The 26,113-nt window shown below is 71.3% G+C and carries 22 protein-coding genes; 16 read left to right on the top strand and 6 right to left on the bottom strand.

Features of this window, described 5'->3' with window-relative positions:
* A complete protein-coding gene (locus tag NNW99_RS09240; RefSeq protein ID WP_215118223.1) occupies positions 1–729 on the top strand; it encodes a hypothetical protein in 729 nt (242 codons plus the stop codon).
* Between the two features lie 70 nt (positions 730–799).
* On the opposite strand, the gene NNW99_RS09235 is transcribed toward NNW99_RS09240, so the two are convergent.
* Together NNW99_RS09235 and NNW99_RS09230 are read right to left on the bottom strand one after the other, a co-directional pair.
* A complete protein-coding gene (locus tag NNW99_RS09235; RefSeq protein WP_215118222.1) occupies positions 800–2,842 on the bottom strand; it encodes a TIM-barrel domain-containing protein in 2,043 nt (680 codons plus the stop codon).
* Positions 2,843–2,930: 88 nt separating this feature from the next.
* Entirely contained in the window at positions 2,931–3,944 is a 1,014-nt protein-coding gene (locus tag NNW99_RS09230; protein WP_215118221.1) for a LacI family DNA-binding transcriptional regulator, read from the bottom strand.
* Between the two features lie 277 nt (positions 3,945–4,221).
* On the opposite strand from NNW99_RS09230, the gene NNW99_RS09225 reads away from it, so the two are divergent.
* The 4 genes from NNW99_RS09225 to ispG all read left to right on the top strand — a co-directional run bounded on the left by NNW99_RS09225 (position 4,222) and on the right by ispG (position 10,142).
* Positions 4,222–6,162 (top strand): acyl-CoA dehydrogenase family protein, encoded by a 1,941-nt coding sequence (locus NNW99_RS09225; RefSeq protein ID WP_215118220.1) that lies wholly within the window; start codon positions 4,222–4,224, stop codon positions 6,160–6,162.
* Between the two features lie 96 nt (positions 6,163–6,258).
* A complete protein-coding gene (gene dxr, locus NNW99_RS09220; RefSeq protein ID WP_215118219.1) occupies positions 6,259–7,515 on the top strand; it encodes a 1-deoxy-D-xylulose-5-phosphate reductoisomerase in 1,257 nt (418 codons plus the stop codon).
* Positions 7,516–7,523: 8 nt separating this feature from the next.
* Complete coding sequence (locus NNW99_RS09215; RefSeq protein ID WP_215124215.1) at positions 7,524–8,816, top strand: RIP metalloprotease; 1,293 nt, start codon at positions 7,524–7,526, stop codon at positions 8,814–8,816.
* Positions 8,817–8,984: 168 nt separating this feature from the next.
* The gene (ispG, locus tag NNW99_RS09210) at positions 8,985–10,142 is read left to right on the top strand and encodes a flavodoxin-dependent (E)-4-hydroxy-3-methylbut-2-enyl-diphosphate synthase (protein ID WP_215118218.1); all 1,158 of its coding nucleotides are present in this window, start codon (positions 8,985–8,987) and stop codon (positions 10,140–10,142) included.
* Between the two features lie 33 nt (positions 10,143–10,175).
* Here ispG and NNW99_RS09205 read toward each other — a convergent pair whose 3' ends face one another.
* A complete protein-coding gene (locus NNW99_RS09205; RefSeq protein WP_215118217.1) occupies positions 10,176–10,397 on the bottom strand; it encodes a hypothetical protein in 222 nt (73 codons plus the stop codon).
* A 187-nt stretch (positions 10,398–10,584) separates the two neighbouring features.
* Between NNW99_RS09205 and NNW99_RS09200 the strand changes: the two genes are divergently transcribed.
* From NNW99_RS09200 to NNW99_RS09185, 4 genes are all read left to right on the top strand, one after another.
* Positions 10,585–12,591 (top strand): tetratricopeptide repeat protein, encoded by a 2,007-nt coding sequence (locus NNW99_RS09200; RefSeq protein WP_215118216.1) that lies wholly within the window; start codon positions 10,585–10,587, stop codon positions 12,589–12,591.
* A 113-nt stretch (positions 12,592–12,704) separates the two neighbouring features.
* The gene (locus tag NNW99_RS09195; protein ID WP_215118215.1) at positions 12,705–13,553 is read left to right on the top strand and encodes a GNAT family N-acetyltransferase; all 849 of its coding nucleotides are present in this window, start codon (positions 12,705–12,707) and stop codon (positions 13,551–13,553) included.
* A 93-nt stretch (positions 13,554–13,646) separates the two neighbouring features.
* Positions 13,647–14,177: a GNAT family N-acetyltransferase gene (locus NNW99_RS09190; RefSeq protein WP_215118214.1), complete on the top strand. Its 531-nt coding sequence runs from the start codon at positions 13,647–13,649 to the stop codon at positions 14,175–14,177.
* A 69-nt stretch (positions 14,178–14,246) separates the two neighbouring features.
* Complete coding sequence (locus tag NNW99_RS09185) at positions 14,247–15,947, top strand: proline--tRNA ligase (RefSeq protein ID WP_215118213.1); 1,701 nt, start codon at positions 14,247–14,249, stop codon at positions 15,945–15,947.
* Between the two features lie 39 nt (positions 15,948–15,986).
* Here NNW99_RS09185 and NNW99_RS09180 read toward each other — a convergent pair whose 3' ends face one another.
* From NNW99_RS09180 to NNW99_RS09170, 3 genes are read right to left on the bottom strand one after another with little or no spacing between them, the layout of a single operon-like run.
* Entirely contained in the window at positions 15,987–16,886 is a 900-nt protein-coding gene (locus NNW99_RS09180; RefSeq protein ID WP_215118212.1) for an aminoglycoside phosphotransferase family protein, read from the bottom strand.
* A 46-nt stretch (positions 16,887–16,932) separates the two neighbouring features.
* A complete protein-coding gene (locus NNW99_RS09175) occupies positions 16,933–17,397 on the bottom strand; it encodes a ferritin-like domain-containing protein (protein ID WP_215118211.1) in 465 nt (154 codons plus the stop codon).
* Complete coding sequence (locus NNW99_RS09170) at positions 17,394–17,942, bottom strand: hypothetical protein (protein WP_215118210.1); 549 nt, start codon at positions 17,940–17,942, stop codon at positions 17,394–17,396. Before NNW99_RS09170 ends, NNW99_RS09175 begins: the two co-directional genes overlap by 4 nt.
* 206 nt (positions 17,943–18,148) lie before the next feature.
* Between NNW99_RS09170 and rimP the strand changes: the two genes are divergently transcribed.
* The 7 genes from rimP (at position 18,149) to truB (ending at position 25,899) form a co-directional block, all read left to right on the top strand.
* Positions 18,149–18,649 (top strand): ribosome maturation factor RimP, encoded by a 501-nt coding sequence (gene rimP, locus NNW99_RS09165; protein WP_215118209.1) that lies wholly within the window; start codon positions 18,149–18,151, stop codon positions 18,647–18,649.
* Between the two features lie 2 nt (positions 18,650–18,651).
* The gene (gene nusA / locus NNW99_RS09160; RefSeq protein WP_215118208.1) at positions 18,652–19,674 is read left to right on the top strand and encodes a transcription termination factor NusA; all 1,023 of its coding nucleotides are present in this window, start codon (positions 18,652–18,654) and stop codon (positions 19,672–19,674) included.
* 102 nt (positions 19,675–19,776) lie between these two features.
* Complete coding sequence (locus NNW99_RS09155) at positions 19,777–20,073, top strand: YlxR family protein (RefSeq protein ID WP_215118207.1); 297 nt, start codon at positions 19,777–19,779, stop codon at positions 20,071–20,073.
* A 146-nt stretch (positions 20,074–20,219) separates the two neighbouring features.
* On the top strand, positions 20,220–23,279 hold the full coding sequence (infB, locus tag NNW99_RS09150; protein ID WP_215118206.1) for a translation initiation factor IF-2: 3,060 nt from the start codon (positions 20,220–20,222) through the stop codon (positions 23,277–23,279).
* Between the two features lie 926 nt (positions 23,280–24,205).
* Positions 24,206–24,499 (top strand): DUF503 domain-containing protein, encoded by a 294-nt coding sequence (locus NNW99_RS09145; RefSeq protein ID WP_184598380.1) that lies wholly within the window; start codon positions 24,206–24,208, stop codon positions 24,497–24,499.
* 45 nt (positions 24,500–24,544) lie between these two features.
* Positions 24,545–24,997: a 30S ribosome-binding factor RbfA gene (gene rbfA / locus NNW99_RS09140; RefSeq protein ID WP_215118205.1), complete on the top strand. Its 453-nt coding sequence runs from the start codon at positions 24,545–24,547 to the stop codon at positions 24,995–24,997.
* Positions 24,994–25,899, top strand: a complete 906-nt coding sequence (gene truB, locus NNW99_RS09135; protein WP_215118204.1) for a tRNA pseudouridine(55) synthase TruB — start codon at positions 24,994–24,996, stop codon at positions 25,897–25,899. Before rbfA ends, truB begins: the two co-directional genes overlap by 4 nt.
* Positions 25,900–26,113 lie beyond the last annotated feature (214 nt).

Below are 26,113 nucleotides of genomic sequence, written 5' to 3'. Positions count from 1 at the left end.
ATGGCATCACGCACGCTCGGCAGGGTCACCAAGGCCCTGCTCGCCCCGGCCCTGGCACTCGGCACGACCATCGCCCTCGCCTCCGCGCCCGCCTCCGCCGCCGTCTGGAACTCCTGCGACCAGTGGGGCAACACGAGCCTGAACGGCTACACGCTCTACAACAACATCTGGGGCGGCGGCGCCGGCGCCCAGTGCATCTGGGCCAACTCCGGCACCAACTGGGGCGTCAACGCCAACCACCCCAACACCGGCGGCATCAAGTCCTACCCGAACGCCAAGAAGGTGGTGAACAAGTCCATCACCTCGCTGGGTTCGCTCAACAGCAGCTACAACGTCACCGTGCCGTCCTCGGGCTCGTACAACACCTCGTACGACGTCTGGGACACCGACCACGACTACGAGATCATGCTCTGGGTCAACTACAACGGGGCCGTCGGCGCGCTCGGCAGCTACCAGGAGCGCGTCACGGTCGGCGGTCACACCTGGGACGTCTACAAAGGCCGCGCCCAGCGGTCCGACGGTACGTACTGGGACGTCTTCTCGTTCCTGCGCACCTCCGACTCGACCTCGGGTTCCGTGCAGATCCTGCCCGTCCTGAAGTGGATCAAGGACACCAAGGGCTGGATGGGCAACGAGACCATCGGTGACGTCCAGTTCGGCTTCGAGATCACCTCGTCGTCCGGCGGCCTGGACTTCCGCGCCAACAGCATGAGCATCACCAGCAGCTGAGCCGAGAACGGGCCGGGGCCGGCCGCACCTCACGGTGCGGCCGGCCCCGGCCTCTCGCTGTGGCGGGCGGCTACTCGGCCACCGGCAGCCGCGCCCCGTCCCGCAGGAACAGCGGGATCCGGTCCAGCGGGGCGTCGACCGTCACGGACCGGCCGCCCTCGTACGTCTCACCCGTCCACGCGTCCGTCCAGCGGGCCCCCGCCGGGAGATACGCCGTACGGGCGGTGGCACCGGCGGTCAGGACCGGCGCGACCAGCAGATCCGGGCCGAAGAGGTAGGAGTCGTCGACCGACCAGGCCGCCTGGTCGTCCGGGAACTCCAGGAACAGCGGCCGCATCACCGGCAGCCCCTCCTCGTGGGCCGCGCGCATCACGTCCAGCACATACGGCTTCAGCCGCTCGCGCAGCCGCAGATACTTCGCCAGGACGGCCCCGGCCTCCTCGCCGTACGACCACACCTCGTTCGGGCCGCCCGTCATCTCCGGGCCCAGCGGCATGCCCGGGTCGCGGAAGCCGTGCAGGCGCATCAGCGGGGACAGCGCGCCGAACTGGAACCAGCGCACCATCACCTCCCGGTACGCCGGGTCGTCCGGGTCGCCGCCGTGGAAGCCGCCGATGTCGGTGTTCCACCACGGGATGCCCGACAGGGCCGTGTTGAGGCCGGCCGCGATCTGGCGGCGCAGGGTCGGGAAGTCGGTGCCGATGTCACCCGACCACAGGGCGGCGCCGTAGCGCTGACTGCCCGCCCACGCCGAGCGGTTGAGGGTGACGATCTCCTCCTCGCCGGTCGCGCGCAGGCCCTCGTGGAAGGTCCGGGCGTTCTCGGCCGGGTAGGCGTTGCCGACCTCCAGGCCCGGGCCCGCCCAGTAGCGCAGATTCTCCTGGAAGCCCGGCTTCAGCTCCGGCTCGCAGGCGTCCAGCCAGAACGCCGTGATGCCGTACGGGTCGAGGTAGTTCTCCTTGACCTTCGACCACACGAACTCCCGGGCGTCCGGGTTGGTGGCGTCGTAGAAGGCCACCTGGACCGTGGAGGCCACCTCCTTGTCGGGCCAGTCGGCGTGGGCCATCGGGCCGTACTGGGTGCCGATGAAGTACCCGCGCTGCTCCATGACCGGGTGGTTCTCGCTCAGCGGCGACACCGAGGGCCAGACGCTCACCACCAGCTTGATGCCGAGTTCTTCCAGCTCGCGCACCATGGCGGCCGGGTCCGGCCATTCCTTCGGGTCGAACTTCCAGTCGCCCAGGTGCGTCCAGTGGAAGAAGTCGCAGACGATCGCCGAGATGGGCAGGCCGCGCCGCTTGTACTCCCTCGCCACCGCCATGAGTTCGTCCTGGGTGCGGTAGCGCAGCTTGCACTGCCAGAAGCCCGCCGCCCACTCCGGCAGCATCGGGCTGCGGCCGGTCACCGCGCTGTAGCGGCTCTGCGCGCCGGACGGATCGCCCGCCGTGATCCAGTAGTCGATCTGCCGGGCCGAGTCGGCGACCCACCGGGTGCCGTTGTGCGCCAACTCCACGCGGCCGATCGCCGGGTTGTTCCACAGCAGCGTGTAGCCCCGGCTGGAGGTCAGCACCGGGATGCCGACCTCGGCGTTGCGCTGGACCAGGTCCAGCACCAGGCCCTTCTGGTCGAGGCGCCCGTGCTGGTGCTGGCCGAGGCCGAACAGCTTCTCGTCGTCGTAGGCGGCGAAGCGCTGCTCCAGGCGGTGGTGGCCGTTGCCGACGGCCGTGTAGAGGCGCGAGCCGGGCCACCAGAAGTGGGCCCGGTCCTCGGCGAGGATCTCGGCGGAGTCCTCCGTCCGCAGGAAGCGGATCAGACCCTCGGCGTTCACCTCGACGGTGAGCGTGCCGACGGTCACCCGGCCGAGGCCGTCCTCGATCTTCACCGTGGACGGCGTCGCGGGAGCCTCGTCGAGCAGCGCGCCCGGCAGTCCTTCGAGGACCGGGCCGCCGAGCCGGGCACGCACCCGGACCGCGTCCGGACCCCACGGCTCGATCCGTACGGTCTCCTGGCGGCCGCTCCACTCCAGCGCGCCGTCCCGCTCGCGGAACGTGCCGACGGTGGGGGAGGACTGCGCGAGGCTCACCTGGGGCTGGGTTTCAGCAGGCTGATTCACGGGGCGGGCTCCTGTGCGGAAGCAGACATGGGGGTGCCCTGGAAGGGGCGCTCTTCGATGAAGTGGGGCGTTGTTCAGTGAACGGGGATCACGCCCGGCTCGGCGCCGGTCCCGTGCTCGCCCGTACCGTCAGCTCGGGCGCGATGAGCACGACCTCGTCGCTGCCGCGCTCCTCCAGCTTGGCGACCAGGTGGTCCACCGCGTGCCGGCCCATCTCCTGCGCGGGGATGGCGACCGACGTGAGCCGCACGGAGGCCTGCGTCGCGACCTGGTCGGGGCAGATCGCCACCACCGACACGTCCTCCGGCACGGCCCGGCCCTGCTGCCGCAGCAGCGCGAGCAGCGGCTCCACCGCCGACTCGTTCTGCACGATGATCCCGGAGGTGTCCGGGCGCTCGTCGAGGATCCGGGCGAGGGTCACGGCCATCGCGTCGTACCCGCCCTCGCAGGGCCGGTGCAGCAGCCGCACGCCCAGCTCCCGGGCACGGGACCGCAGCCCGTCGAGGGTGCGCTCGGCGAAGCCGGTGTGCCGCTCGTAGACGGCCGGGGCCTCGCCGATGACGGCGATGTCCTGGTGCCCCTGCTTCGCCAGATGCTCCACACACAGCGCGCCCGTCGCCCGGAAGTCCAGATCGACGCAGGTCAGGCCGGAGGTGTCGGCGGGCAGTCCGATGAGCACGGACGGCTGGTCGGTCGCACGCAGCAGCGGCAGCCGCTCGTCGTCCAGCTCGACGTCCATGAGGATCATCCCGTCGGCGAGCCCGCTCCCGGCGACACGGCGCACCGCGTCGGGGCCCTCCTCACCGGTGAGCAGCAGCACGTCGTACCCGTGCGTACGGGCGGAGGTCGCCACCGCGATGGCGATCTCCATCATCACGGGCACATACATGTCCGTGCGCAGCGGGATCATCAGCGCGATGATGTTCGACCTGCTGCTCGCCAGGGCGCGGGCCCCGGCGTTCGGGTGGTACCCGAGCTCGCGGATGCTCCGCTCGACCCGCTGCCGGGTGTTCACGGAGATGGACCGCTTGCCGCTGAGGACATAGCTCACCGTGCTCGCCGAGACTCCGGCGTGCTGGGCGACCTCGGCGAGGGTGACCATCCAGCTCTCCAAGCTTTGTGAAGCGCTTCGACAATGCGCGTTGCTTATATGGGCGGGTGAGGGTGGTTCGACAGTAGCTCCAGCGGGAGTACGTGTCCATAGGTCGTCGAAGCGCTTCGATACCGATTTCTCTCACGTCTTCAAGCGTGTGCTCACCCTAGGCCGAACGGACGCGCGAGGACTGGTGGGAGCGTCCGGATTCGGGTACCAACGATCCAGTAGCACTGGTCGGTAACGTACAGTCATCAATAACCCTAGTTGCGGCGAGGTGCCCCTCATGTCCGCTTCCACCACTCCCTCTTCCCGTCCCGCCGTCACCGAGCGGGAGGCCCGTGAGGTGGCGGAGGCCGCCCGGGAACAGCACTGGCGCAAGCCCAGCTTCGCCAAGGAGCTGTTCCTCGGCCGCTTCCGGCTCGACCTCATCCACCCCCACCCCGTCCCCGGCGACGAGGCGGCGCAGCGCGGCGAGGAGTTCCTCGCCAAGCTCCGCGACTTCGTCGAGACGAAGGTCGACCCGGCCGTCATCGAGCGTGACGCCCGGATCCCCGACGAGGTGATCGACGGCCTGAAGGAGCTCGGCGCCTTCGGCATGAAGATCGACACCAAGTACGGCGGGCTGGGCCTCACACAGGTGTACTACAACAAGGCCCTCTCGCTGGCCGGCTCCGCCAGTCCCGCGATCGGCGTGCTGCTCTCCGCGCACCAGTCGATCGGTGTGCCCCAGCCTCTGAAGCTGTTCGGCACGCAGGAGCAGAAGGAACGCTTCCTGCCGCGCTGCGCCCGCACCGACATCAGCGCCTTCCTGCTCACCGAACCCGATGTCGGCTCCGACCCGGCCCGGCTCGCCACCACCGCGGTGCCCGACGGCGACGACTACGTCCTCGACGGCGTGAAGCTGTGGACCACCAACGGCGTCGTCGCCGACCTGCTGGTCGTCATGGCCCGGGTGCCGAGGAGTGAGGGCCATCGCGGAGGCATCACCGCCTTCGTCGTGGAGACGAACTCGACGGGCGTCACGGTCGAGAACCGCAACGCCTTCATGGGCCTGCGGGGCATCGAGAACGGCGTCACCCGCTTCCACCAGGTCCGCGTCCCCGCCGCCAACCGCGTCGGCGAGGAGGGCCAGGGCCTGAAGATCGCCCTGACCACGCTCAACACCGGGCGGCTCTCGCTGCCCGCCTCCTGCGTCGCGGCCGGCAAGTGGTGCCTGAAGATCGCCCGCGAGTGGTCCGCGGTCCGCGAGCAGTGGGGCAAGCCCGTCGCGCACCACGAGGCGGTCGGCTCCAAGATCTCCTTCATCGCGGCCACCACCTTCGCCCTGGAGGCCGTGACGGACCTGGCCTCGCAGATGGCCGACGAGGACCGCAACGACATCCGCATCGAAGGCGCCCTGGCCAAGCTGTACGCCTCCGAGATGGCCTGGACGATGGCCGACGAACTCGTCCAGATCCGGGGCGGACGCGGCTTCGAGACGGCCGAGTCCCTCCGGGCCCGCGGCGAGCGCGCCGTCCCCGCCGAGCAGCTCCTGCGCGACCTGCGCATCAACCGCATTTTCGAGGGCTCCACCGAGATCATGCACCTGCTGATCGCCCGCGAGGCCGTCGACGCCCACCTCTCCGTCGCCGGCGACCTCATCGACCCGGAGAAATCCCTCGGCGACAAGGCGAAGGCCGGCGCCAACGCGGGCGCCTTCTACGCCAAGTGGCTCCCCAAACTCGTCGCGGGCCCGGGCCAGCTGCCCACGTCCTACGGCGACTTCAAACACGGCGTGGACCTCTCCGGGCACCTGCGCTACGTCGAGCGCACCTCCCGCAAGCTCGCCCGCTCCACCTTCTACGCCATGTCCCGCTGGCAGGGCCGGATGGAGTCCAAGCAGGGCTTCCTCGGCCGGATCGTCGACATCGGCGCCGAGCTGTTCGCCATGAGCGCGGCCTGCGTACGCGCCGAACTCCTGCGCACCCAGGGCCAGAACGGCCGCGAGGCCTACCAGCTCGCCGACGTCTTCTGCCGCCAGGCCCGCATCCGGATCGAAGAGCTCTTCAACCGCCTGTGGACCAACACCGACGACCTCGACCGCAAGGTCGTCAAGGGCGTCCTCTCCGGCACCTACGAGTGGCTGGAACAGGGCATCGTCGACCCCTCGGGCGACGGCCCCTGGATCGCGGACGCCACTCCGGGCCCGAGCGAGAGGGAGAACCTGCACCGCCCGATCCGCTAGACCCGGCCCTCCCAGGGGCGCGAGCTGCCATGGCGCGCGCCCCTGGGAGGGGGATGCGCTGTCCTCACACGCCGGCCTTACGGCAACAATGGAGGAATGAGCGACAGTCCAGCCCCCCTCGCCGACCCGCACCTCGTCTACGACCCCGTAGCGGGCGACGGCCCGAAGGACGTGGTGATCCTCGGCTCCACCGGGTCCATCGGCACACAGGCCATCGACCTCGTGCTGCGCAACCCCGACCGCTTCCGGGTCACCGGCCTGTCCGCCAACGGCGGCCGGGTCGCGCTGCTCGCCGAGCAGGCGTACCGGCTGCGGGTGCCCACGGTCGCGGTCGCCCGCGAGGACGTCGTACCGGCCCTGCGCGAGGCGCTCTCCGCGCAGTACGGCACGGGCGAGCCGCTCCCCGAGATCCTCGCCGGCCCGGACGGTGCCACGCACCTGGCGGCATCCGACTGCCACACCGTCCTGAACGGCATCACCGGCTCCATCGGCCTCGCCCCGACCCTCGCCGCCCTGGAGGCGGGCCGCACCCTCGCGCTCGCCAACAAGGAGTCGCTCATCGTGGGCGGCCCGCTGGTCAAGGCCCTCGCCAAGCCCGGCCAGATCATCCCGGTCGACTCCGAGCACGCCGCCCTCTTCCAGGCCCTGGCCGCCGGCACCCGCGCCGACGTCCGCAAGCTGGTCGTCACCGCCTCCGGCGGCCCCTTCCGCGGCCGTACGAAGCGGGAGCTGGCGAACGTCACCGTCGAGGACGCCCTCGCCCACCCCACCTGGGCGATGGGCCCGGTCATCACGATCAACTCCGCGACCCTCGTCAACAAGGGCCTGGAGGTCATCGAGGCACACCTCCTCTACGACATTCCCTTCGACCTCATTGAGGTCGTCGTGCATCCGCAGTCGTATGTCCACTCGATGGTTGAGTTCACGGATGGATCGACACTGGCCCAGGCGACCCCGCCCGACATGGGCGGGCCCATCGCCATCGGCATCGGCTGGCCCGAGCGCGTCCCCGACGCGGCCCCCACCTTCGACTGGAGCAAGGCCTCGACCTGGGAGTTCTTCCCGCTCGACAACGAGGCCTTCCCCTCGGTGAACCTCGCCCGGCACGTCGGCGAACTCGCGGGCACCGCCCCCGCGGTGTTCAATGCGGCCAACGAGGAGTGCGTGGAGGCGTTCCGCCAGGGCGCGCTGCCCTTCAACGGCATCATGGAGACCGTGACCCGGGTCGTCGAGGAGCACGGCACCCCGTGTACGGGAACCTCACTCACCGTGTCGGACGTCCTCGAAGCGGAGACCTGGGCGCGGACCCGGGCCCGGGAACTGGCGGCACAGACGGCGGAGGCCCGTGCATGACGACCCTGATGTTCATCCTCGGCATAGTGATCTTCGTGGTCGGACTGCTGTTCTCGATCGCGTGGCACGAGCTGGGCCATCTGTCGACCGCCAAGCTGTTCGGCATCCGCGTGCCGCAGTACATGGTCGGTTTCGGACCGACGCTCTGGTCGCGCAAGAAGGGCGAGACCGAGTACGGGATCAAGGCCATCCCGTTCGGCGGCTACATCCGCATGATCGGCATGTTCCCGCCCGGCCCCGACGGCCGCCTCACGGCGCGCTCCACCTCCCCGTGGCGCGGCATGATCGAGGACGCCCGCACCGCCGCCTACGAGGAGCTCCGGCCGGGCGACGAGAACCGCCTGTTCTACACGCGCAAGCCCTGGAAGCGCGTGATCGTGATGTTCGCGGGCCCCTTCATGAACCTGATCCTCGCGGTGGCGCTGTTCCTCGGCATCCTCATGGGCTTCGGCATCACCCAGCAGACGACCACCGTCAGCTCCGTCTCCCAGTGCGTCATCGCCCAGAGCGAGAACCGCGACAAGTGCGAGAAGGGCGACGCGGCCAGCCCGGCCGCCGCCGCCGGCCTGAAGGCGGGCGACAAGATCGTCTCCTTCGACGGCGTGGCCACCGACGACTGGAACAAGCTCTCCGACCTCATCCGCGCCACCCCCGGCCAGGAGGTGCCGATCGTCGTCGATCGCAAGGGCCAGGACGTCACCCTGCAGGCGAAGATCGCCACCAACCAGGTCGCCAAGAAGGACTCGAGCGGACAGGTCGTCGAGGGCCAGTACGTCCAGGCCGGCTTCCTCGGCTTCAGCGCGGCCACCGGCGTGGTCAAGCAGGACTTCGGCGACTCCGTGAGCTGGATGGGGGACCGGATGGGCGACGCCGTCGACTCCCTCGCCGCCCTCCCCGGCAAGATCCCGGCGCTGTGGAACGCGGCCTTCGACGGCGCGCCCCGTGAGGCCGACTCCCCGATGGGCGTGGTCGGCGCGGCCCGCGTCGGCGGCGAGATCTTCACCCTGGACATCCCGCCCACCCAGCAGCTGGCCATGGCCCTCATGCTGGTCGCCGGCTTCAACCTCTCCCTGTTCCTGTTCAACATGCTCCCGCTGCTGCCGCTCGACGGCGGCCATGTCGCGGGCGCGCTGTGGGAGTCGCTGCGCCGCAACACCGCCAAGGTGCTGCGCCGGCCGGACCCGGGCCCCTTCGACGTGGCGAAGCTCATGCCGGTCGCCTACGTGGTCGCGGGGATCTTCATCTGCTTCACGATCCTCGTGCTGATCGCGGACGTCGTTAACCCGGTGAGAATCTCCTAGTCATACGCGGTTCCGCGGCGGCCCGGCACACTTCGTGCCGGGCCGCCCCCATTGGGTGGGGATGCGGGTGGGATGTGCCCGGCCCCGGCCATGTGCCGTAATCTCGAAGCTCGGAGCCCGCTGCTCACGGGACCGGACCTTGATCCACGACTTGGGGTTGCACAGCAGATGACTGCGATTTCTCTCGGCATGCCGTCCGTACCGACCAGGCTCGCCGAGCGCCGGAAGAGCCGCCAGATCCAGGTCGGGGCCGTGGCGGTCGGCGGAGACGCCCCCGTCTCGGTGCAGTCGATGACGACGACGCGTACGTCCGACATCGGCTCCACCCTCCAGCAGATCGCCGAGCTGACCGCCTCCGGCTGTCAGATCGTCCGCGTCGCCTGCCCGACGCAGGACGACGCCGACGCCCTGTCGACCATCGCCCGCAAGTCGCAGATCCCGGTCATCGCCGACATCCACTTCCAGCCGAAGTACGTCTTCGCCGCGATCGAGGCCGGCTGCGCGGCCGTCCGCGTCAACCCGGGCAACATCAAGCAGTTCGACGACAAGGTCAAGGAGATCGCCAAGGCGGCCCGCGACCACGGCACCCCGATCCGCATCGGCGTCAACGCCGGCTCCCTCGACCGGCGCCTGCTCCAGAAGTACGGCAAGGCGACGCCCGAGGCGCTGGCCGAGTCCGCCCTGTGGGAGGCCTCCCTCTTCGAGGAGCACGACTTCCGGGACATCAAGATCTCGGTCAAGCACAACGACCCGGTCGTGATGGTCGAGGCGTACCGCCAGCTCGCGGCCCAGTGCGACTACCCGCTGCACCTCGGCGTGACGGAGGCGGGCCCGGCCTTCCAGGGCACGATCAAGTCGGCCGTGGCCTTCGGCGCGCTGCTCTCCCAGGGCATCGGCGACACGATCCGCGTCTCCCTCTCGGCCCCGCCGGTCGAGGAGGTCAAGGTCGGCCTCCAGATCCTGGAGTCCCTGAACCTCAAGCAGCGCGGCCTGGAGATCGTCTCCTGCCCGTCCTGCGGCCGCGCCCAGGTCGACGTCTACAAGCTCGCCGAAGAGGTCACGGCCGGCCTGACCGGCATGGAGGTCCCCCTCCGCGTCGCCGTCATGGGCTGCGTCGTCAACGGCCCCGGCGAGGCCCGCGAGGCCGACCTCGGCGTCGCCTCCGGCAACGGCAAGGGCCAGATCTTCGTCAAGGGCGAGGTCATCAAGACGGTCCCGGAGTCCAAGATCGTCGAAACCCTCATCGAGGAGGCCATGAAGCTGGCCGAACAGATGGAGGCGGACGGCGTGGCCTCGGGCGAGCCGTCGGTGGCGGTCGCGGGCTGACCGCGCGCAGACCGCCGGCGGACACAGTCCCGCTCACCGGCGGCGCGTCCCGCGCGCACGGCGTGCCGTCAGGGCCGTGGAGTACGCGGCGAAGAGCGACACCCGCGAGGAGTCCTGCCGCGCGCCGCGCAGCGCCCACCGGAAGCCGAGGAAGAGCAGCAGCTGCCGGAGCAGCACCGGTCCGGTGAGCACGGCGAGAGCCAGGACGGCGACGACCGGTGAACCGTCGATCAGACCGGCGGCGTAGCGAAACACGGCACCTCCCAGAACCGCCCGGCAGCCGTGCCGGGCACCTGGGACGAGTTCACCGCGAGCCGCCCCCGGACGGGGAAAGCCCGGATGTCCGGGACACCGGATCCGGACTGATGCGATCCGCTGGACGCCCTCCCGGACGGCCGGACACCATGGACACCTGTCCCGGACCGGTCGTCGAGAGGGCACCGTGGAGACGTGGCGGCACTTCCGGGCGGAGCTTGCCCGGCTCATGAACGAGGGCGAGGTCACCGTCGCGCAGGTGGTCCGGACCATCCCCGTCGGGCGCGAGACCCTCTACGGCTACCTGAGGGACCGTGAGGCCGGCGTCGGCAACGGCGACTGGGAGACCATCGGGGCGCTCCTGCGCTGCATCGAGTCCCTCGCCGGGGCCAACGGCCATCCCCTCGAGATCGATCACACCCGGTGGCAGAGGTCCTGGCAGACTCTCCGCGACCGCCAGGGGACCACCCGCAGACCGAGCAGGGAGTTCGTCCCGCGTCTGCCGGCGGACACCTGGATCGGCGGCTGGGACGGAGCCGCCGACGCCGTGCTGGCCCACTCCTCGGCCCAGGAGCTGGCGGGCTGGCCGAAGGGCCAGGAGCGACTCGACGCGCTGGCGGAGGCGGTCGCCAGGCTCAGCGCCGCTTGCGAACCCGAACTGGCCCGCGATGCCGCCTCGCGACTCGCCTCCGGTGCCGAAGCCGAGTTCGGCGCGGCCGACGCCAGAACCCTGGCCGCCCGGCACGCGCTCGCGTTCTGGACCGGCCACACCCACGACGTCCGCCGCGCGCTGGAGCTGACGGCCGGTCTGCACACGGACTGCGCACGCCACCTGGGACCGGATCACATCCTCACCCGGCTCGCCGCCCTGCGGGAGGCCCTCTGGCTCGGGCACACGGGCTGCTGGCACGAGGCCAACCGGCTCTACGCCCGGACCGCCCACCGCGAGGCCGCGCACTCCGACCGGAACGAGATGCTCTGGCTGCTCGCCCGCTGGGGCATGGCCCGCACGGGAGGGCGGTCGGGCAACTGGATCCACGCGCACATCGAGCTGGACCAGCTGCTGCCGGACGTGATCCAGGCGTTCGGACCGACGGCCCCGGCCACGCTCGACGCCCGGCACTCCCACGCCTGGGCCACAGCACGCGCCGGCGAGCACGACGCGGCGTGCTCGCTGCTCGCCCGGCTCGCCGACGACTCCGACACCGCCCTGGGCCAGGGCCATCCCACAAGCCTGCGTGTCCGCACATCGCTGGCCTACTGGAACCAGCGGCGCGGCTCGGCCGAAGAGGCGCTCCCCATGGCCACGGCCGTGCGGCAGCGCTCCGAGCGGCTGCTCGGACCGGACCACCCCCTGAGCACCGAGGCCGCCGAGGTCCAGGCGCTGTGCGGGCTGGACCTCGATCCGGACACGGCGATCGCCGGCCTGCGGGACGTCGTGACCCGCCGGGAGCGGCACCTCGGCCGCGTGCACCCCCATACGCTGCAGGCACGCTCCAACCACGCGGCGGTTCGGGCCACGCTCGACGGTCCTCTCGCGGCCCTCGGGCTGTTCCGGGAGCTCGCCCGCGACTTCGGCGAGACCCTGGGAGAGGAACACCCCGAGACCCTCCGCGTGCGGATGAACCTCGCCATCGCCACCCTCGAAGCCGAGGGCGCCGAGGAGGCCCGGTGGCTGTGCGCGCGGGTCGTCCAGTCACTCCGCAGGGTTCTGGGGGACGACCACCCGGAAACGGTGCTGGGCAGGGCAGTCCTGCGGAGCGTCGAACAGCGGAAGCGGGAGAGCGTGACGGCGGATCGCCCCGTCGTGGTGCGTCGGCCTCCGTACGGCACGTCGTTCGAGGCGGGAGGCGGGCAGAGCGACCGGGCCCTCAAATCGGCCGTCGAACCCGTCACCTGGTGCGCCGAACCGGACCCCGGCACGCACGCTCCCGACGACGGCTACGCCGTACTGCGTGCCGTCGCCACCCTGCCCGTGAGCACCTGGAGCTACCGCGGCGAAGAGGGCGTACGGCACCTCGGCCCCATGGCGCAGGACTGGTACGCCGCGTTCGGCCTGGGGGCCGACGACCGGACCATCCACCCCATCGACGTCAACGGTGTCTCCGTCGTCGCCGTGCAGGCGCTGTACCGGATGGTGAGCGGCCTCCAGGACGAGGTGAGCCGGCTCAGGAAGCGGCTCGACGACGGGTGAGAGCGGCCCGTACCGGCCTCGCCTGTCTCAGGGCGTCGAGCGCGGCGGCACCGCCCAGCTCCGCCAGGTACAGTGCGAGGATCAGCCGACCCCAGTGTGTGAGGGCCCCGCACGTGTTGACGCAGACCACCTCACGGGTCCTCGAACCGAGCGACCTGGATGCCGCGCTCGCCGTACTCGACCGTGAGCCGGTCGCGAACGCCTTCGTGACGTCCAGGGTGCAGATCGCCGGCCTCGACCCGTGGCGGCTCGGCGGCGAGATGTGGGGCTGGTACGAGGACGGCATGCTGACGTCCCTGTGCTACGCGGGCGCCAACCTCGTCCCGATCTGCGCCGGCCCGCGCGCCGTCCGCGCCTTCGCCGACCGGGCCCGCCGGGCCGGCCGCCGCTGCTCCTCCATCGTCGGGCCCGCCGGGTCCACCGCCGACCTGTGGCGGCTGCTGGAACCCCAGTGGGGCCCGGCCCGCGACGTCCGCCGCCGGCAGCCGCTCATGGTCACCGACGGCCTGCCGGCCGGTATCGCCCCGGACCCCTACGTCCGCCGCGTCCGCAAGGACGAGATGGAAACGCTCATGCCGGCGTGCGTGGCGATGTTCACCGAGGAGGTCGGGATCTCCCCGCTCGCCGGCGACGGCGGCCTCCTCTACCAGGCCCGCGTCGCCGAACTCGTCGGCTCCGGCCGCGCCTTCGCCCGCTTCGACGCGGACGGCAAGGTCGTCTTCAAGGCGGAGATCGGCGCCGCGACGGACCGCGCCTGCCAGATCCAGGGCGTCTGGGTCGCCCCCGAATACCGCGGCACAGGCCTGGCGGCCCCCGGCATGGCAGCCGTCCTCCGCTATGCCCTGGCCGACGTCGCCCCGGTGGTCAGCCTCTACGTGAACGACTTCAACACGGCGGCCAGAAGGACGTACCAGCGAGTGGGCTTCCAGGAAGTGGGAGCCTTCATGAGCGTGCTGTTCTGAAGCGCCCCGAAAGGGGCGCGGGGAACTGCGCGACCAGCCACATCCAAGCCGCCACCCGGCCGACAACCGAAACCCCCCTGTAGGCTCCCCGCCATGGACCTGGTGATCGGCCCACTCGACCTCTCCGCCCACGTAGACGAGGCGCTGGCCATCCAAGCCGTGGCCTTCGGCCTAGGCCCGGACGAGGTAGCCGTCCGCCGCCAGATCGTCCTCCGCCACATGACCTACCCGGGCGCCCGCGCCCTCGGCGCGACAGCCGACGGCGACCTCGTCGGCTTCGTCTACGGCATGCCCAACGACCGCACCCACTGGTGGTCCACCGTCGTGGAGCCGTACCTCAGAGCCAACCACTACGACCACTGGCTCGACGACTCCTTCGTGATCACCGAACTGCACGTCCACCCCGCCCACCAGAGCCGCGGCATCGGACGCACCCTGATCACCACCATCACCGACGGCGCCGCCGAACCCCGCTCGATCCTCTCCGCGATCGACACCGAGAGCCCCGCCCGCGCCCTCTACCGCTCCCTCGGCTACCGGGACCTGGCCCGCCAGGTCCTCTTCCCCAGCGCCCCGAAGCCGTACGCCGTGATGGGCGCTCCGCTCCCGCTCCTGCGCCGCTAACCGATTTCCACCGCCCCGTACCCCCCGGATAACCTCCTGCCATCACCTACACGCAGCAGGAGCTAAACGATGGCGAACGTACCGGTCCAGCGCATGTCCCAGTTGATGGCGAAGACGTTGCGCGACGACCCGGCGGACGCCGAGGTCCTCAGCCACAAGCTCCTCGTCCGCGCCGGGTACGTACGCCGCACCGCCGCCGGCATCTGGAGCTGGCTGCCGCTCGGCAAGCGGGTCCTGGCCAACGTGGAGCGCATCGTCCGCGAGGAGATGGACGCCATCGGCGCCCAGGAGGTGCTGCTCCCCGCCATCCTGCCGCGTGAGCCCTACGACGCCACCGGCCGCTGGGACGAGTACGGCCCCGAGCTGTTCCGTCTCCAGGACCGCAGGGGCGGCGACTACCTGCTCGGCCCCACCCACGAGGAGATCTTCACCCTGCTGGTGAAGGACCAGGCGTCCTCCTACAAGGACCTGCCGGTGATCCTCTACCAGATCCAGCACAAGTACCGCGACGAGGCCCGGCCCCGCGCGGGCATCCTGCGCGGCCGCGAGTTCCTGATGAAGGACTCCTACTCCTTCGACACCGAGGACGAGGGCCTGGCCCGGTCCTACGCGCTGCACCGCGAGGCCTACCAGAAGATCTTCGCGCGCCTCGGCCTCGACTACCGCATCTGCGCCGCCACCGCCGGCGCGATGGGCGGCTCCAAGTCCGAGGAGTTCCTCGCCCCGGCCGAGGCCGGCGAGGACACCTTCGCCGACTGCCCGAACTGCGACTTCGCCGCCAACACCGAGGCGATCACCTACGAGTTGAAGTCCGTCGACGCCTCGGACCTCCCGGCCGCGGAGGACATCCCGACCCCCGACACCCCCACCATCGAGACCCTCGCCGCCTCCCTCGGCGTCCCGGCCTCCGCCACGCTGAAGAACCTCCTGGTCAAGGTCGACGGCGAGATCGTCGCCGTCGGCGTCCCCGGCGACCGCGAGGTCGACATGGACAAGGTCGAGGCGCACTTCGCCCCGGCCACCGTCGAGCTGGTCACCGAGACGGACTTCGCGGCCCGCCCCGACCTGGTGCGCGGCTACGTCGGACCGCAGGGCCTGGAGAAGGTCACCTACATCGCCGACCCGCGCGTGGCCCCCGGCACGGCCTGGATCACCGGCGCCAACAAGGCCGGCACGCACACGAAGAACGTCGTCGCGGGCCGTGACTTCGAGGTCGGCGCGTACGTCGACGTCGTGGTCGTGCAGGAGGGCGACCCCTGCCCGAAGTGCGGCACCGGCCTGGTCCTCGACCGCGCCATCGAGATCGGCCACATCTTCCAGCTCGGCCGCAAGTACACCGACGCCCTCAAGCTCGACGTCCTCGGCCAGAACGGCAAGCCGGTCCGCGTCACCATGGGCTCCTACGGCGTCGGCGTCTCCCGCGCGGTCGCCGCCCTCGCCGAGCAGAGCGCCGACGACAAGGGCCTGTGCTGGCCCCAGGAGGTCGCCCCGGCCGACGTCCACGTGGTCGCCGCGGGCAAGGCCCTGCAGACCGAACTGGCCCTCGACATCTCCCAGAAGCTGGCCGCGGCCGGTGTCCGGGTCCTGGTCGACGACCGCGCCGGCGTCTCCCCGGGCGTCAAGTTCACGGACTCCGAGCTGATCGGCGTACCGCGGATCCTGGTGGCCGGGCGGCGCGCGGCCGACGGTGTGGTGGAGCTGAAGGACCGCCGCACCGGCGAGCGCGAGGAGCTGACGGTCGAGGAGGCCGTCGCCCGGCTCACCGCCTGAGCATGCGCCCCTGTGGGCGCTCCGGTCCTTCCGGGGCGCTCACAGCCAGGCCGCGAACTCCAGCAGCAACTCCGCGTCGCGCGGCCGGCCCACCCGCCCCGCCCGCACACCGGACTCCACGGCCCGGAACAGCGTCCAGCCGCGCAGCCGCTCCTGGTCCACGTCCAGGGACTCCGCCAGCCGCTTCACCCGGCGCCGGGTCGTGGCCGCGCCCGACGGCTGCGCGATCAGGTCCTCCACCCGGTCGCGCACCAGCCGGGCCAGATCGAAGGCGCACTCGCCGACCACCGGGTCGGGGCCCACGGCCAGCCACGGCATCCGCTCCCCGGCGAGCACCTTGCTCTGCCGGAACGTGCCGTGCAGCAGCCGGTGTTCGGGCGGCGCGGCCAGCAACCGCTCACGCGCCGCGAGCGCCACGTCGACGAGCGGGGCCACCTCGGGATCGGCCTGGGCCCGCGCCCGCATCGCCTCGGCCTGCCGCCCGGTCCGCTCGGCCACGGTCTCGAAGGGGAAGTCGGCGGGCGGCTCCACCCACAGCCGCCGCATCGTCCCCGCCGCCTCCAGCAGCGCCTTCGCCTCCGGCAGCGACCGCACCGACACATCCGGATGCAGCCGCTCCAGCAGCAGCACGCCCTCGGCGGTGAAGGGTTCCAGCAGTTGTACGGCGCCCAGGCCGCCCCAGTGGGCGAGCGCGGCCCGCTCCGCCTCCGGGCGGGCCCGGCCCGGCGCCAGCTTGAGCACGGCGGGCGTCCCGTCGGCCGTGCGCACCAGGACGACCAGGCTGCTGCGCCCGCCGGGCACCTGCACCCGTTCCACGGTCAACTCGCGTAGAGCGACGGCCCGCCGCGCCGCCCCGGGCAGCTCCTCCAGCCAGTCGTCACCGTCCGGTGCCGTCTCACCGAGCGCCCTGACCAGGCGGTTCGGCGGTTCGAAAACCATGCGCGAGCGTTCCCTTCGTACTGTCCGCGGTGCGTGCCCTACGGGGTCACGGCGTGGGCGCGGCCGCGGGCGGAGCCGTGTCCGCCCGCTCGGCGAGCCCAGGGAAGGCTACGCTCTCGCCGCGCCAGCGCACCGCCCGCACCGCGGCCTCCCGCAGCGCCTCGGCGGCCAGCATCCGCCGCCCGCCGCCCGCCGCGCGCACCAGGTCGGAGTAGACCCCGGCCACCCGGTCCTCCAGCTCGGCGGCGAGCCGCACCGCGGCCGCGGAGTCCGCCACCGGGAACGGCAGCGCGTACCCGGCGGCCGCCGCCGCGGGCCTGCCGCCCAGGTCCTTCACCTCGCGCGCCAGCGCGTCCCTGCGCGCCCGGTGCGCGTCATACGCCGTCCGTGCCTCGACGCGCTGCCCATCGCCGATCCGCCCGCCGACGACGCCGTACCCGTACACCGCCGCGTGCTCGGCGGCCAGCGCCGCCTGGAGAGCCCGCAGTTCCTGGTCCTTCGCGTCGCTCACGCGTCCCCCTCCGTCAGCAGATAGACGTGCGCCGCCCCGGCGGCCGCCACCGAGGCCAGCAGCCGCGCCAGCTCGCCGTCCACCCCGACCAGCGCCTTCGCCCGCCGGTCGGCGAGGTCCCGCTCCGCCGCGGCGAGCACGGCGAGCGCGTCCCGGTCGTTCCCCGGCACAGCAGCGGCCGAGGGGGACGATGAGGCGGAGGAGGCGGAGGAGGCGGAAGGGGAGACAGCAGGTGAGGGAGACGCTTTTCGGCCGCCGTCGAACGCCCGTGCGTGCCGTACGACCTCCCCCCGCAGCGGCCGCAGCCGCTCCGCGAGCTCCGGGCGGGCGGCGATCACCGCGTCGTACCGCTCGGCCAGTTCCTCGCTGTCCCGCGCCGCACGCGCGCGTGCCCGGCGGTCGGCGGCCGACGGGCCGTCGCCCGGGTCACCGGAGTCCTCGCCGCCGGCGGTGCAGCCGGCCAGGGCGAGGGCCGCCGGGCCGACGGCGAGCAGACTCCTTCTGCGCGGTCCCGAGCGGGCGCGTGGCGATGGGGAAAACGGCACTTCAGACGTCCTCGGGGGGCTCGTACGAGAAAGAAGCGACTGACAGGGCTGCACGCCCGTGATCACGGTACCCGGGCTGTCGCCCGGGACCACTCAGCGGCACCGTTCGTCACCGGGTGGACGGCAACACACCTTGCGACCGGATACCCTTTGACCAGACACGCGCCCCATCCCACAACAGCACACGCGGCCGAGGAGTCACCCGGATGAGCACCACCCAGAGCGAGAGGCTGCGAGAACTACTGGAACCGCTCGTCAGCTCTCAGGGCCTGGACCTCGAAGAGATCGAAGTGGACTCCGTCGGACGCAAGCGTGTGCTGCGTGTGGTCGTCGACTCGGACACGGGCGCCGACCTGGACCAGATCGCCGATGTGAGCCGCGTGCTCTCGGCGAAGCTCGACGAGTCGGACGCGATGGGCGAGGGGGAGTACACCCTCGAGGTCGGCACCCCCGGCGCGGAGCGTCTCCTGACGGAACACCGGCACTACGTGCGCGCCACGGACCGCCTGGTGAAGTTCCAGCTGGCCGAGGGCGGCGAGCTTCTCGCCCGGATCCTGAAGGTCGACGACGACGGTGTCGACACCGAGATCCCCGGAGTCAAGGGCCGCAAGCCCACCGCGCGCAGACTCGCCTTCGACGACATCGTCCGGGCGCGTGTCCAGGTCGAGTTCAGCCGCAAGGACAACAAGAAGGAAGAGGAGGCGTAGCCGTGGACATCGACATGAGCGCCCTGCGGGGCTTGGTTCGGGAGAAGGAGATCTCCTTCGACCTGCTGGTCGAGGCGATCGAGTCGGCCCTCCTCATCGCCTACCACCGCACCGAGGGAAGCCGCCGTCACGCGCGCGTGGAGCTCAACCGGCAGAGCGGCCATGTGACCGTGTGGGCGAAGGAGGACCCCGACGACCTCGAGGAGGGCCAGGAGGCCCGCGAGTTCGACGACACCCCCACGGGCTTCGGCCGTATCGCCGCCACCACGGCCAAGCAGGTCATCCTGCAGCGCCTGCGCGACGCCGAGGACGACGCGACGCTCGGTGAGTACGCCGGCCGCGAGGGCGACATCGTCACCGGTGTGGTCCAGCAGGGCCGCGACCCGAAGAACGTGCTCGTCGACATCGGCAAGCTCGAGGCCATCCTGCCGGTGCAGGAGCAGGTGCCGGGCGAGACGTACCAGCACGGCATGCGCCTGCGGTCGTACGTCGTCCGGGTGGCCAAGGGCGTCCGCGGCCCGTCCGTGACCCTGTCCCGTACGCACCCCAATCTGGTGAAGAAGCTGTTCGCCCTGGAGGTGCCGGAGATCGCCGACGGGTCCGTGGAGATCTCCGCGATCGCCCGCGAGGCCGGTCACCGCACGAAGATCGCCGTACGCTCCACTCGCTCCGGCCTGAACGCCAAGGGCGCCTGCATCGGCCCCATGGGCGGCCGGGTGCGCAATGTGATGGGCGAGCTGAACGGCGAGAAGATCGACATCGTCGACTGGTCGGAGGACCCGGCCGAGATGGTGGCGAACGCGCTGTCCCCGGCCCGTGTCTCCAAGGTGGAGATCGTGGACCTGGCGACCAGGTCGGCCCGGGTGACCGTGCCCGACTACCAGCTCTCCCTGGCCATCGGCAAGGAAGGGCAGAACGCCCGGCTCGCCGCCCGGCTGACCGGCTGGCGGATCGACATCCGCCCGGACACGGAACCGGCCGGGAACGGCGCCGGTGACGGCTCCGCGGACGGTTCCGGGGAATAGATCCAAGCCGCGGGTCGTTCAGATCACGACAGGTTCATGCGCGGCAACTGTTCGAATCCTGCCCCAAAGGGGTGAGGAGCGTACGGGGAGGTAGACTTAACGGTGTCTGGCCGGACGCGCGTCCGCGCATGCCCTGAACGCACTTGTGTGGGGTGTCGGGAGCGAGCGGCCAAGGCCGATCTGTTGCGGATCGTGTTGATCAAGGACGCATGCGCCCCTGATCCTCGCGGTACGCTGCCCGGCCGGGGTGCGTACGTACACCCCGCCCAGATCTGTCTCGACCAGGCGGTACGCCGACGGGCGTTCCCGAGGGCACTGCGCGCCCCGGGACCGCTCGACACAAAGGCGTTGCGCCGATACGTCGAGCAGACAACAGTTGCCGACCAGGCAACACGGTAAAGACGTGTCGCACGGAACACCGTGCGGCTTGGTACCTCGCGAGTCGAAAGCAGGTCGAGATTGCGATGAGCACTCGATGAGTACGCGATGAGTACGCCCATGAACTAGCGACGGTCCGGACGTAACCCGGACCTCAAAGGAGCGAAGTGGCTAAGGTCCGGGTCTACGAACTCGCCAAGGAGTTCGGTGTCGAGAGCAAGGTCGTCATGGCCAAGCTCCAGGAACTCGGTGAATTCGTCCGTTCGGCGTCTTCGACGATCGAAGCGCCCGTCGTACGCAAACTGACTGACGCCTTCCAGGGCGGTGGCAACGGCAAGTCCGCGAAGCCCGCAGCCCCCAAGAAGGCCGCCCCCCGTCCCGCCGCGCCCTCTCCGGCGCAGGCGGCGCGTCCGGCTGCCCCGAAGCCGCCGGCCGCACCCAAGCCCGCCGCGGCCCAGGAGCCGTCGGCCCCCGCGGCCCCGTCGGCCCCCGCGCCGACCCCGGGTCCGCGTCCGACGCCGGGCCCCAAGCCCGCGCCGCGTCCGGCCCCGGCCGCGCCCGAGTTCACGGCGCCGCCCGCTGCGGCTCCGTCCCCGGCCGCGCCGAAGCCCGCAGGCGGGCGCCCCGGTGCCCCCAAGCCCGGTGGTGGCCGCCCCTCCGGCGGTCCCGGCCAGGGCCAGGGCGGCCAGGGCCGTCCCGGTGGCGAGCGTGGCCCGCGTCCCGGTGCTCCGGCGCCGCGTCAGGGCGGTTCCCGTCCGGCCGGTCCGCGTCCGGGCAACAACCCCTTCACCTCCGGTGGCTCCACCGGCATGGCGCGCCCGCAGGCGCCCCGTCCGCAGGGCGGCCGTCCCGGCCCCGGCGGCCAGGGTGGCGGTCCCCGTCCCCAGGCGCCCGGCGCCCAGGGCGGCGGCGGTCCGCGTCCGCAGGCTCCGGGCGGTAACCGTCCGAGCCCGGGCTCGATGCCGCGTCCGCAGGGTGGCGGCCCGCGTCCCGGCGGCGGCTCCGCCGGTCCTCGTCCGAACCCCGGCATGATGCCGCAGCGTCCCGCTGCCGGCCCGCGTCCCGGCGGCGGTGGCCCCGGCGGCCGCGGTCCCGGTGGCGGCGGTCGTCCCGGTGGCGGCGGCGGTCGCCCGGGTGGCGGCGGCTTCGCCGGTCGTCCGGGTGGCGGCGGCGGTTTCGCAGGCCGTCCCGGTGGTCCCGGTGGCGGTGGCGGCGGTTTCGCCGGTCGTCCGGGTGGTCCCGGTGGCGGCGGTCGTCCCGGCTTCGGTGGTCGTCCCGGCGGTCCCGGTGGCCGTGGTGGCACGCAGGGTGCCTTCGGTCGTCCGGGCGGTCCCGCCCGTCGCGGCCGCAAGTCGAAGCGGCAGAGGCGCCAGGAGTACGAGGCCATGCAGGCCCCGTCGGTCGGCGGTGTGATGCTGCCTCGCGGCAACGGCGAGACCGTTCGCCTGTCGCGCGGTGCCTCCCTCACCGACTTCGCGGAGAAGATCAACGCCAACCCGGCGTCGCTCGTCGCGGTCATGATGAACCTCGGCGAGATGGTCACTGCCACGCAGTCCGTCTCCGACGAGACGCTCCAGCTCCTCGCCGGCGAGATGAACTACACGGTTCAGATCGTCAGCCCGGAGGAGGAGGACCGCGAGCTCCTCGAGTCCTTCGACATCGAGTTCGGCGAGGACGAGGGCGACGAGGAGGACCTGATGGTCCGCCCGCCCGTCGTCACCGTCATGGGTCACGTCGACCACGGTAAGACCCGGCTCCTCGACGCCATCCGCAAGACGAACGTCATCGCGGGCGAGGCCGGCGGCATCACCCAGCACATCGGTGCCTACCAGGTCGCGACCGAGGTCAACGAGGAAGAGCGCAAGATCACCTTCATCGACACCCCGGGTCACGAGGCGTTCACCGCCATGCGTGCCCGTGGTGCGAGGTCGACCGACATCGCGATCCTGGTGGTCGCGGCCAACGACGGCGTCATGCCGCAGACGGTCGAGGCGCTCAACCACGCCAAGGCGGCCGAGGTCCCGATCGTCGTCGCGGTCAACAAGATCGACGTCGAGGGCGCGGACCCGACCAAGGTGCGCGGTCAGCTGACCGAGTACGGCCTCGTGGCCGAGGAGTACGGCGGCGAGACCATGTTCGTCGACATCTCCGCCAAGCAGGGTCTGCACATCGACTCCCTGCTGGAGGCCGTGGTCCTCACGGCCGACGCCTCGCTCGACCTGCGGGCCAACCCGAACCAGGACGCGCAGGGCATCTCGATCGAGTCCCGTCTCGACCGCGGCCGCGGTGCCGTGTCGACGGTCCTCGTCCAGCGAGGCACGCTGCGGGTCGGCGACACCATGGTGGTCGGCGACGCGTACGGCCGAGTCCGGGCGATGCACGACGACAACGGCAACAGCGTTTCCGAGGCCGGTCCCTCGACGCCGGTTCAGGTCCTGGGCCTGACCAACGTCCCGGGTGCGGGCGACAACTTCCTGGTGGTCGACGAGGACCGTACGGCCCGTCAGATCGCCGAGAAGCGCGCCGCCCGTGAGCGCAACGCCGCGTTCGCCAAGCGCACGCGCCGCGTCTCCCTCGAGGACCTGGACAAGGTGCTCAAGGCCGGCGAGGTCCAGCAGCTCAACCTCATCATCAAGGGTGACGCTTCTGGTTCCGTCGAGGCGCTGGAGTCCTCGCTGCTCCAGCTGGACGTCGGCGAAGAGGTCGACATCCGGGTCCTGCACCGCGGCGTCGGTGCGGTCACGGAGTCCGACATCGACCTGGCGATGGGCTCCGACGCCATCGTGATCGGCTTCAACGTGCGCGCCGCCGGGCGTGCGCAGCAGATGGCCGAGCGCGAGGGTGTGGACGTCCGCTACTACTCGGTCATCTACCAGGCGATCGAGGAGATCGAGGCGGCCCTCAAGGGCATGCTCAAGCCGGAGTACGAAGAGGTCGAGCTCGGTACGGCGGAGATCCGCGAGGTCTTCAAGTCGTCCAAGCTGGGCAACATCGCGGGTGTTCTCATCCGCTCCGGCGAGGTCAAGCGGAACACCAAGGCCCGCCTGCTGCGCGACGGCAAGGTCGTCGCGGAGAGCCTCAACATCGAGGGCCTGCGTCGCTTCAAGGACGACGTCACCGAGATCCGCGAAGGGTTCGAGGGCGGTATCAACCTCGGCAACTTCAACGACATCAAGGTCGACGACGTCATCGCGACGTACGAGATGCGAGAGAAGCCGCGGGTCTGACCCCCGGCTCCCACCAACCGGCCGACGCGGCATACGCCGCGTCGGCCGGCTGGCCGTTGGCAGGCCGGTACGGGTGCTGAGGTGTTCGGGCCGGGTTGCCGGGCCGGGTTGGGTGCTGAGGTGTTCGGGCCGGTGTGCTGAGGCAGGCCGGTCGGGGCGCTGCGGCACTCTGACCGGGCTGCTGAGGCGGGCCGGGTAGGGCGGCGAGGTGTTCGGGCCGGGTTGCTGAGGCGGGCCGGTCGGGGCGCTGAGGCACTCTGACGGGGCTGCTGAGGCGTGCCGGGTAGGGCGGCGAGGGGTTCAGGCCGGGCGCTGAGGCGTGCCGGGTTTGGTTGCTGAGGCGACTCGGACCAGGTTGCTGAGGCGTGCCGGGTTGGGTGCTGAAGCCTCTCGGACCAGGTCGCTGAGGTGACGGTTTGGGTGCTGCGGCATTCGGACTGGGCTGCTGAGGCGTGCCGGGTGGTGCGTCGAAGTACTTGGACCGGGGTGCTCAGGCCTGCGACGAGCGGGTGCTGGGCGAACTGGTCGGGTGCTGAGACAGGCCGGTCTGGTGCTGAGGCGCGCTGAGCAGGGTGTCGAGGTACTTGGATCGGTATGCCGCGGGGCGTGCCGAGCGGGTGCTGGGCGAACTGGTCGGGTGCTGAGGTGAGCTGGTCGGTGTGCTGGGGCGAAGCCCCGTGAGGGGTGCAGGGGACGTAGTCCCCGCCGGGTCCAGGGCGGAGCCCTGGGCAGCACTTCCCACCCACCGGGTCGGGGTCTGGGGCGGAGCCCCAGGGGGCCCGGCCTCTTGGCCGACCGTGTCGGGCGGGTGGGTGGGCAAAGGAAACCCCGTCGAGCCACCGCCAGGTTCGCGGTACCGTTCTTGATGTCCCTGCCACCCAACCGCAGGGCCATCGATCCCGTACCGGCGGGTCATCCGGATACACATGTACGTGGGGACTCTGTCCTTCGACCTGCTCCTCGGCGACGTCCGGTCGCTGAAGGAGAAGCGCTCCGTCGTCCGCCCCATCGTCGCCGAGCTCCAGCGCAAGTACGCGGTGAGCGCGGCCGAGGTGGACCATATGGACCTCCACCGCAGGGCCGTCGTAGGCCTCGCGTTGGTATCCGGCGACGCGGGGCACCTGAGCGAGGTACTCGACCGGTGCGAACGGCTGGTCGCCGCCCGCCCCGAGGTGGAACTGCTGTCCGTCAGGCGGCGTTTCCACGGCGAAGACGACTGACGACCCAGAGAACGACCCAGACAGGAAAGAACGGGAGACGGACCAGTGGCCGACAACGCGCGGGCTAAAAGGCTGGCGGACCTCATCCGAGAGGTGGTGGCCCAGAAGCTGCAGCGCGGGATCAAGGACCCGCGGCTCGGCTCGCACGTCACCATCACGGACACCCGGGTCACGGGTGACCTGCGGGAAGCGACCGTCTTCTACACCGTGTACGGAGACGACGAAGAGCGCAACGAGGCCGCAGCCGGCCTGGAGAGCGCCAAGGGCATCCTGCGCTCCGAGGTGGGCCGGGCCGCCGGCGTGAAGTTCACGCCGACCCTGACCTTCGTCATGGACGCCCTCCCCGACACGGCCCGGAACATCGAGGACCTCCTCGACAAGGCGCGCCAGTCCGACGAGAAGGTCCGCGAGGCCTCCGCCGGCAAGAAGTACGCCGGCGAAGCCGACCCGTACCGCAAGCCGGGCGAGGAAGACGAGACGGACGACACCGCCGAATGACCCAGAAGCACACCACGCCCGACGGCCTCGTCATCGTCGACAAGCCGTCGGGCTTCACTTCGCACGACGTCGTCGCCAAGATGCGCGGCATCGCCAGAACACGACGCGTCGGGCACGCCGGCACCCTCGACCCTATGGCGACGGGCGTCCTCGTCCTCGGCGTGGAGAAGGCGACCAAGCTCCTCGGCCACCTCGCGCTGACCGAGAAGGAATACCTGGGCACCATCCGGCTCGGGCAGAACACCCTCACGGACGACGCCGAGGGGGAGCTCACCTCCTCCGCCGACGCCTCCGAGGTCACCCGCGAGGCCATCGACGCCGGTGTGGCCAAGCTGAGCGGCGACATCATGCAGGTGCCGTCCAAGGTCAGCGCCATCAAGATCAACGGGGTGCGGTCCTACAAGCGGGCCAGGGAGGGCGAGGAGTTCGACATCCCGGCCCGGCCCGTCACGATCTCCTCCTTCAGCGTGTACGACGTCAGGGACGCCGTCGCCGAGGACGGCACACCCGTACTCGACCTGGTCGTGTCGGTCGTCTGCTCCTCCGGTACGTACATCCGGGCCCTGGCCCGCGACCTGGGCGCCGACCTAGGCGTCGGCGGTCATCTCACCGCCCTGCGCCGGACCCGCGTCGGCCCCTACAAGCTGGACGCGGCCCGCACGCTCGACCAGCACCAGCAGGAGCTGACCGTGATGCCGATCGCGGAGGCCGCGACGGCCGCGTTCCCGCGCTGGGACGTCGACGCCCGGCGGGCCAAGCTGCTCACCAACGGCGTACGCCTGGAGATGCCCGACGAGTACGCGGGCTCCGGCCCCGTCGCCGTCTTCGACCCGGAGGGCCGCTTCCTCGCCCTCGTCGAGCAGGAGCGGGGCAAGGCCAAGAGCCTGGCCGTCTTCAGCTGACGGGCGGGACCGGGGGAGCGGTGTCCGCCCGTGGAGCGGCGACCACGGGGTACCTCCACTGTCGCCGCTCCACGGTCCCCCCTCGGTTCCCCCACCCCTAGGGTGTATCCAGCCGTCCCCGTTGATTCACCCGTGCGTGCGGGCGCTCGGAGTGAACGGGGGGAGCGGAAGGGGGCGCTTTCACCGAGCGGTCTGTCCCGCTGATCATCTCGCC

It is taken from the genome of Streptomyces sp. CRCS-T-1, assembly GCF_024442335.1.
Taxonomy (GTDB): domain Bacteria; phylum Actinomycetota; class Actinomycetes; order Streptomycetales; family Streptomycetaceae; genus Streptomyces; species Streptomyces koelreuteriae.
Note: the sequence above shows the minus strand (reverse complement) of the source record. Positions and strands in the feature narration are given on the sequence as shown.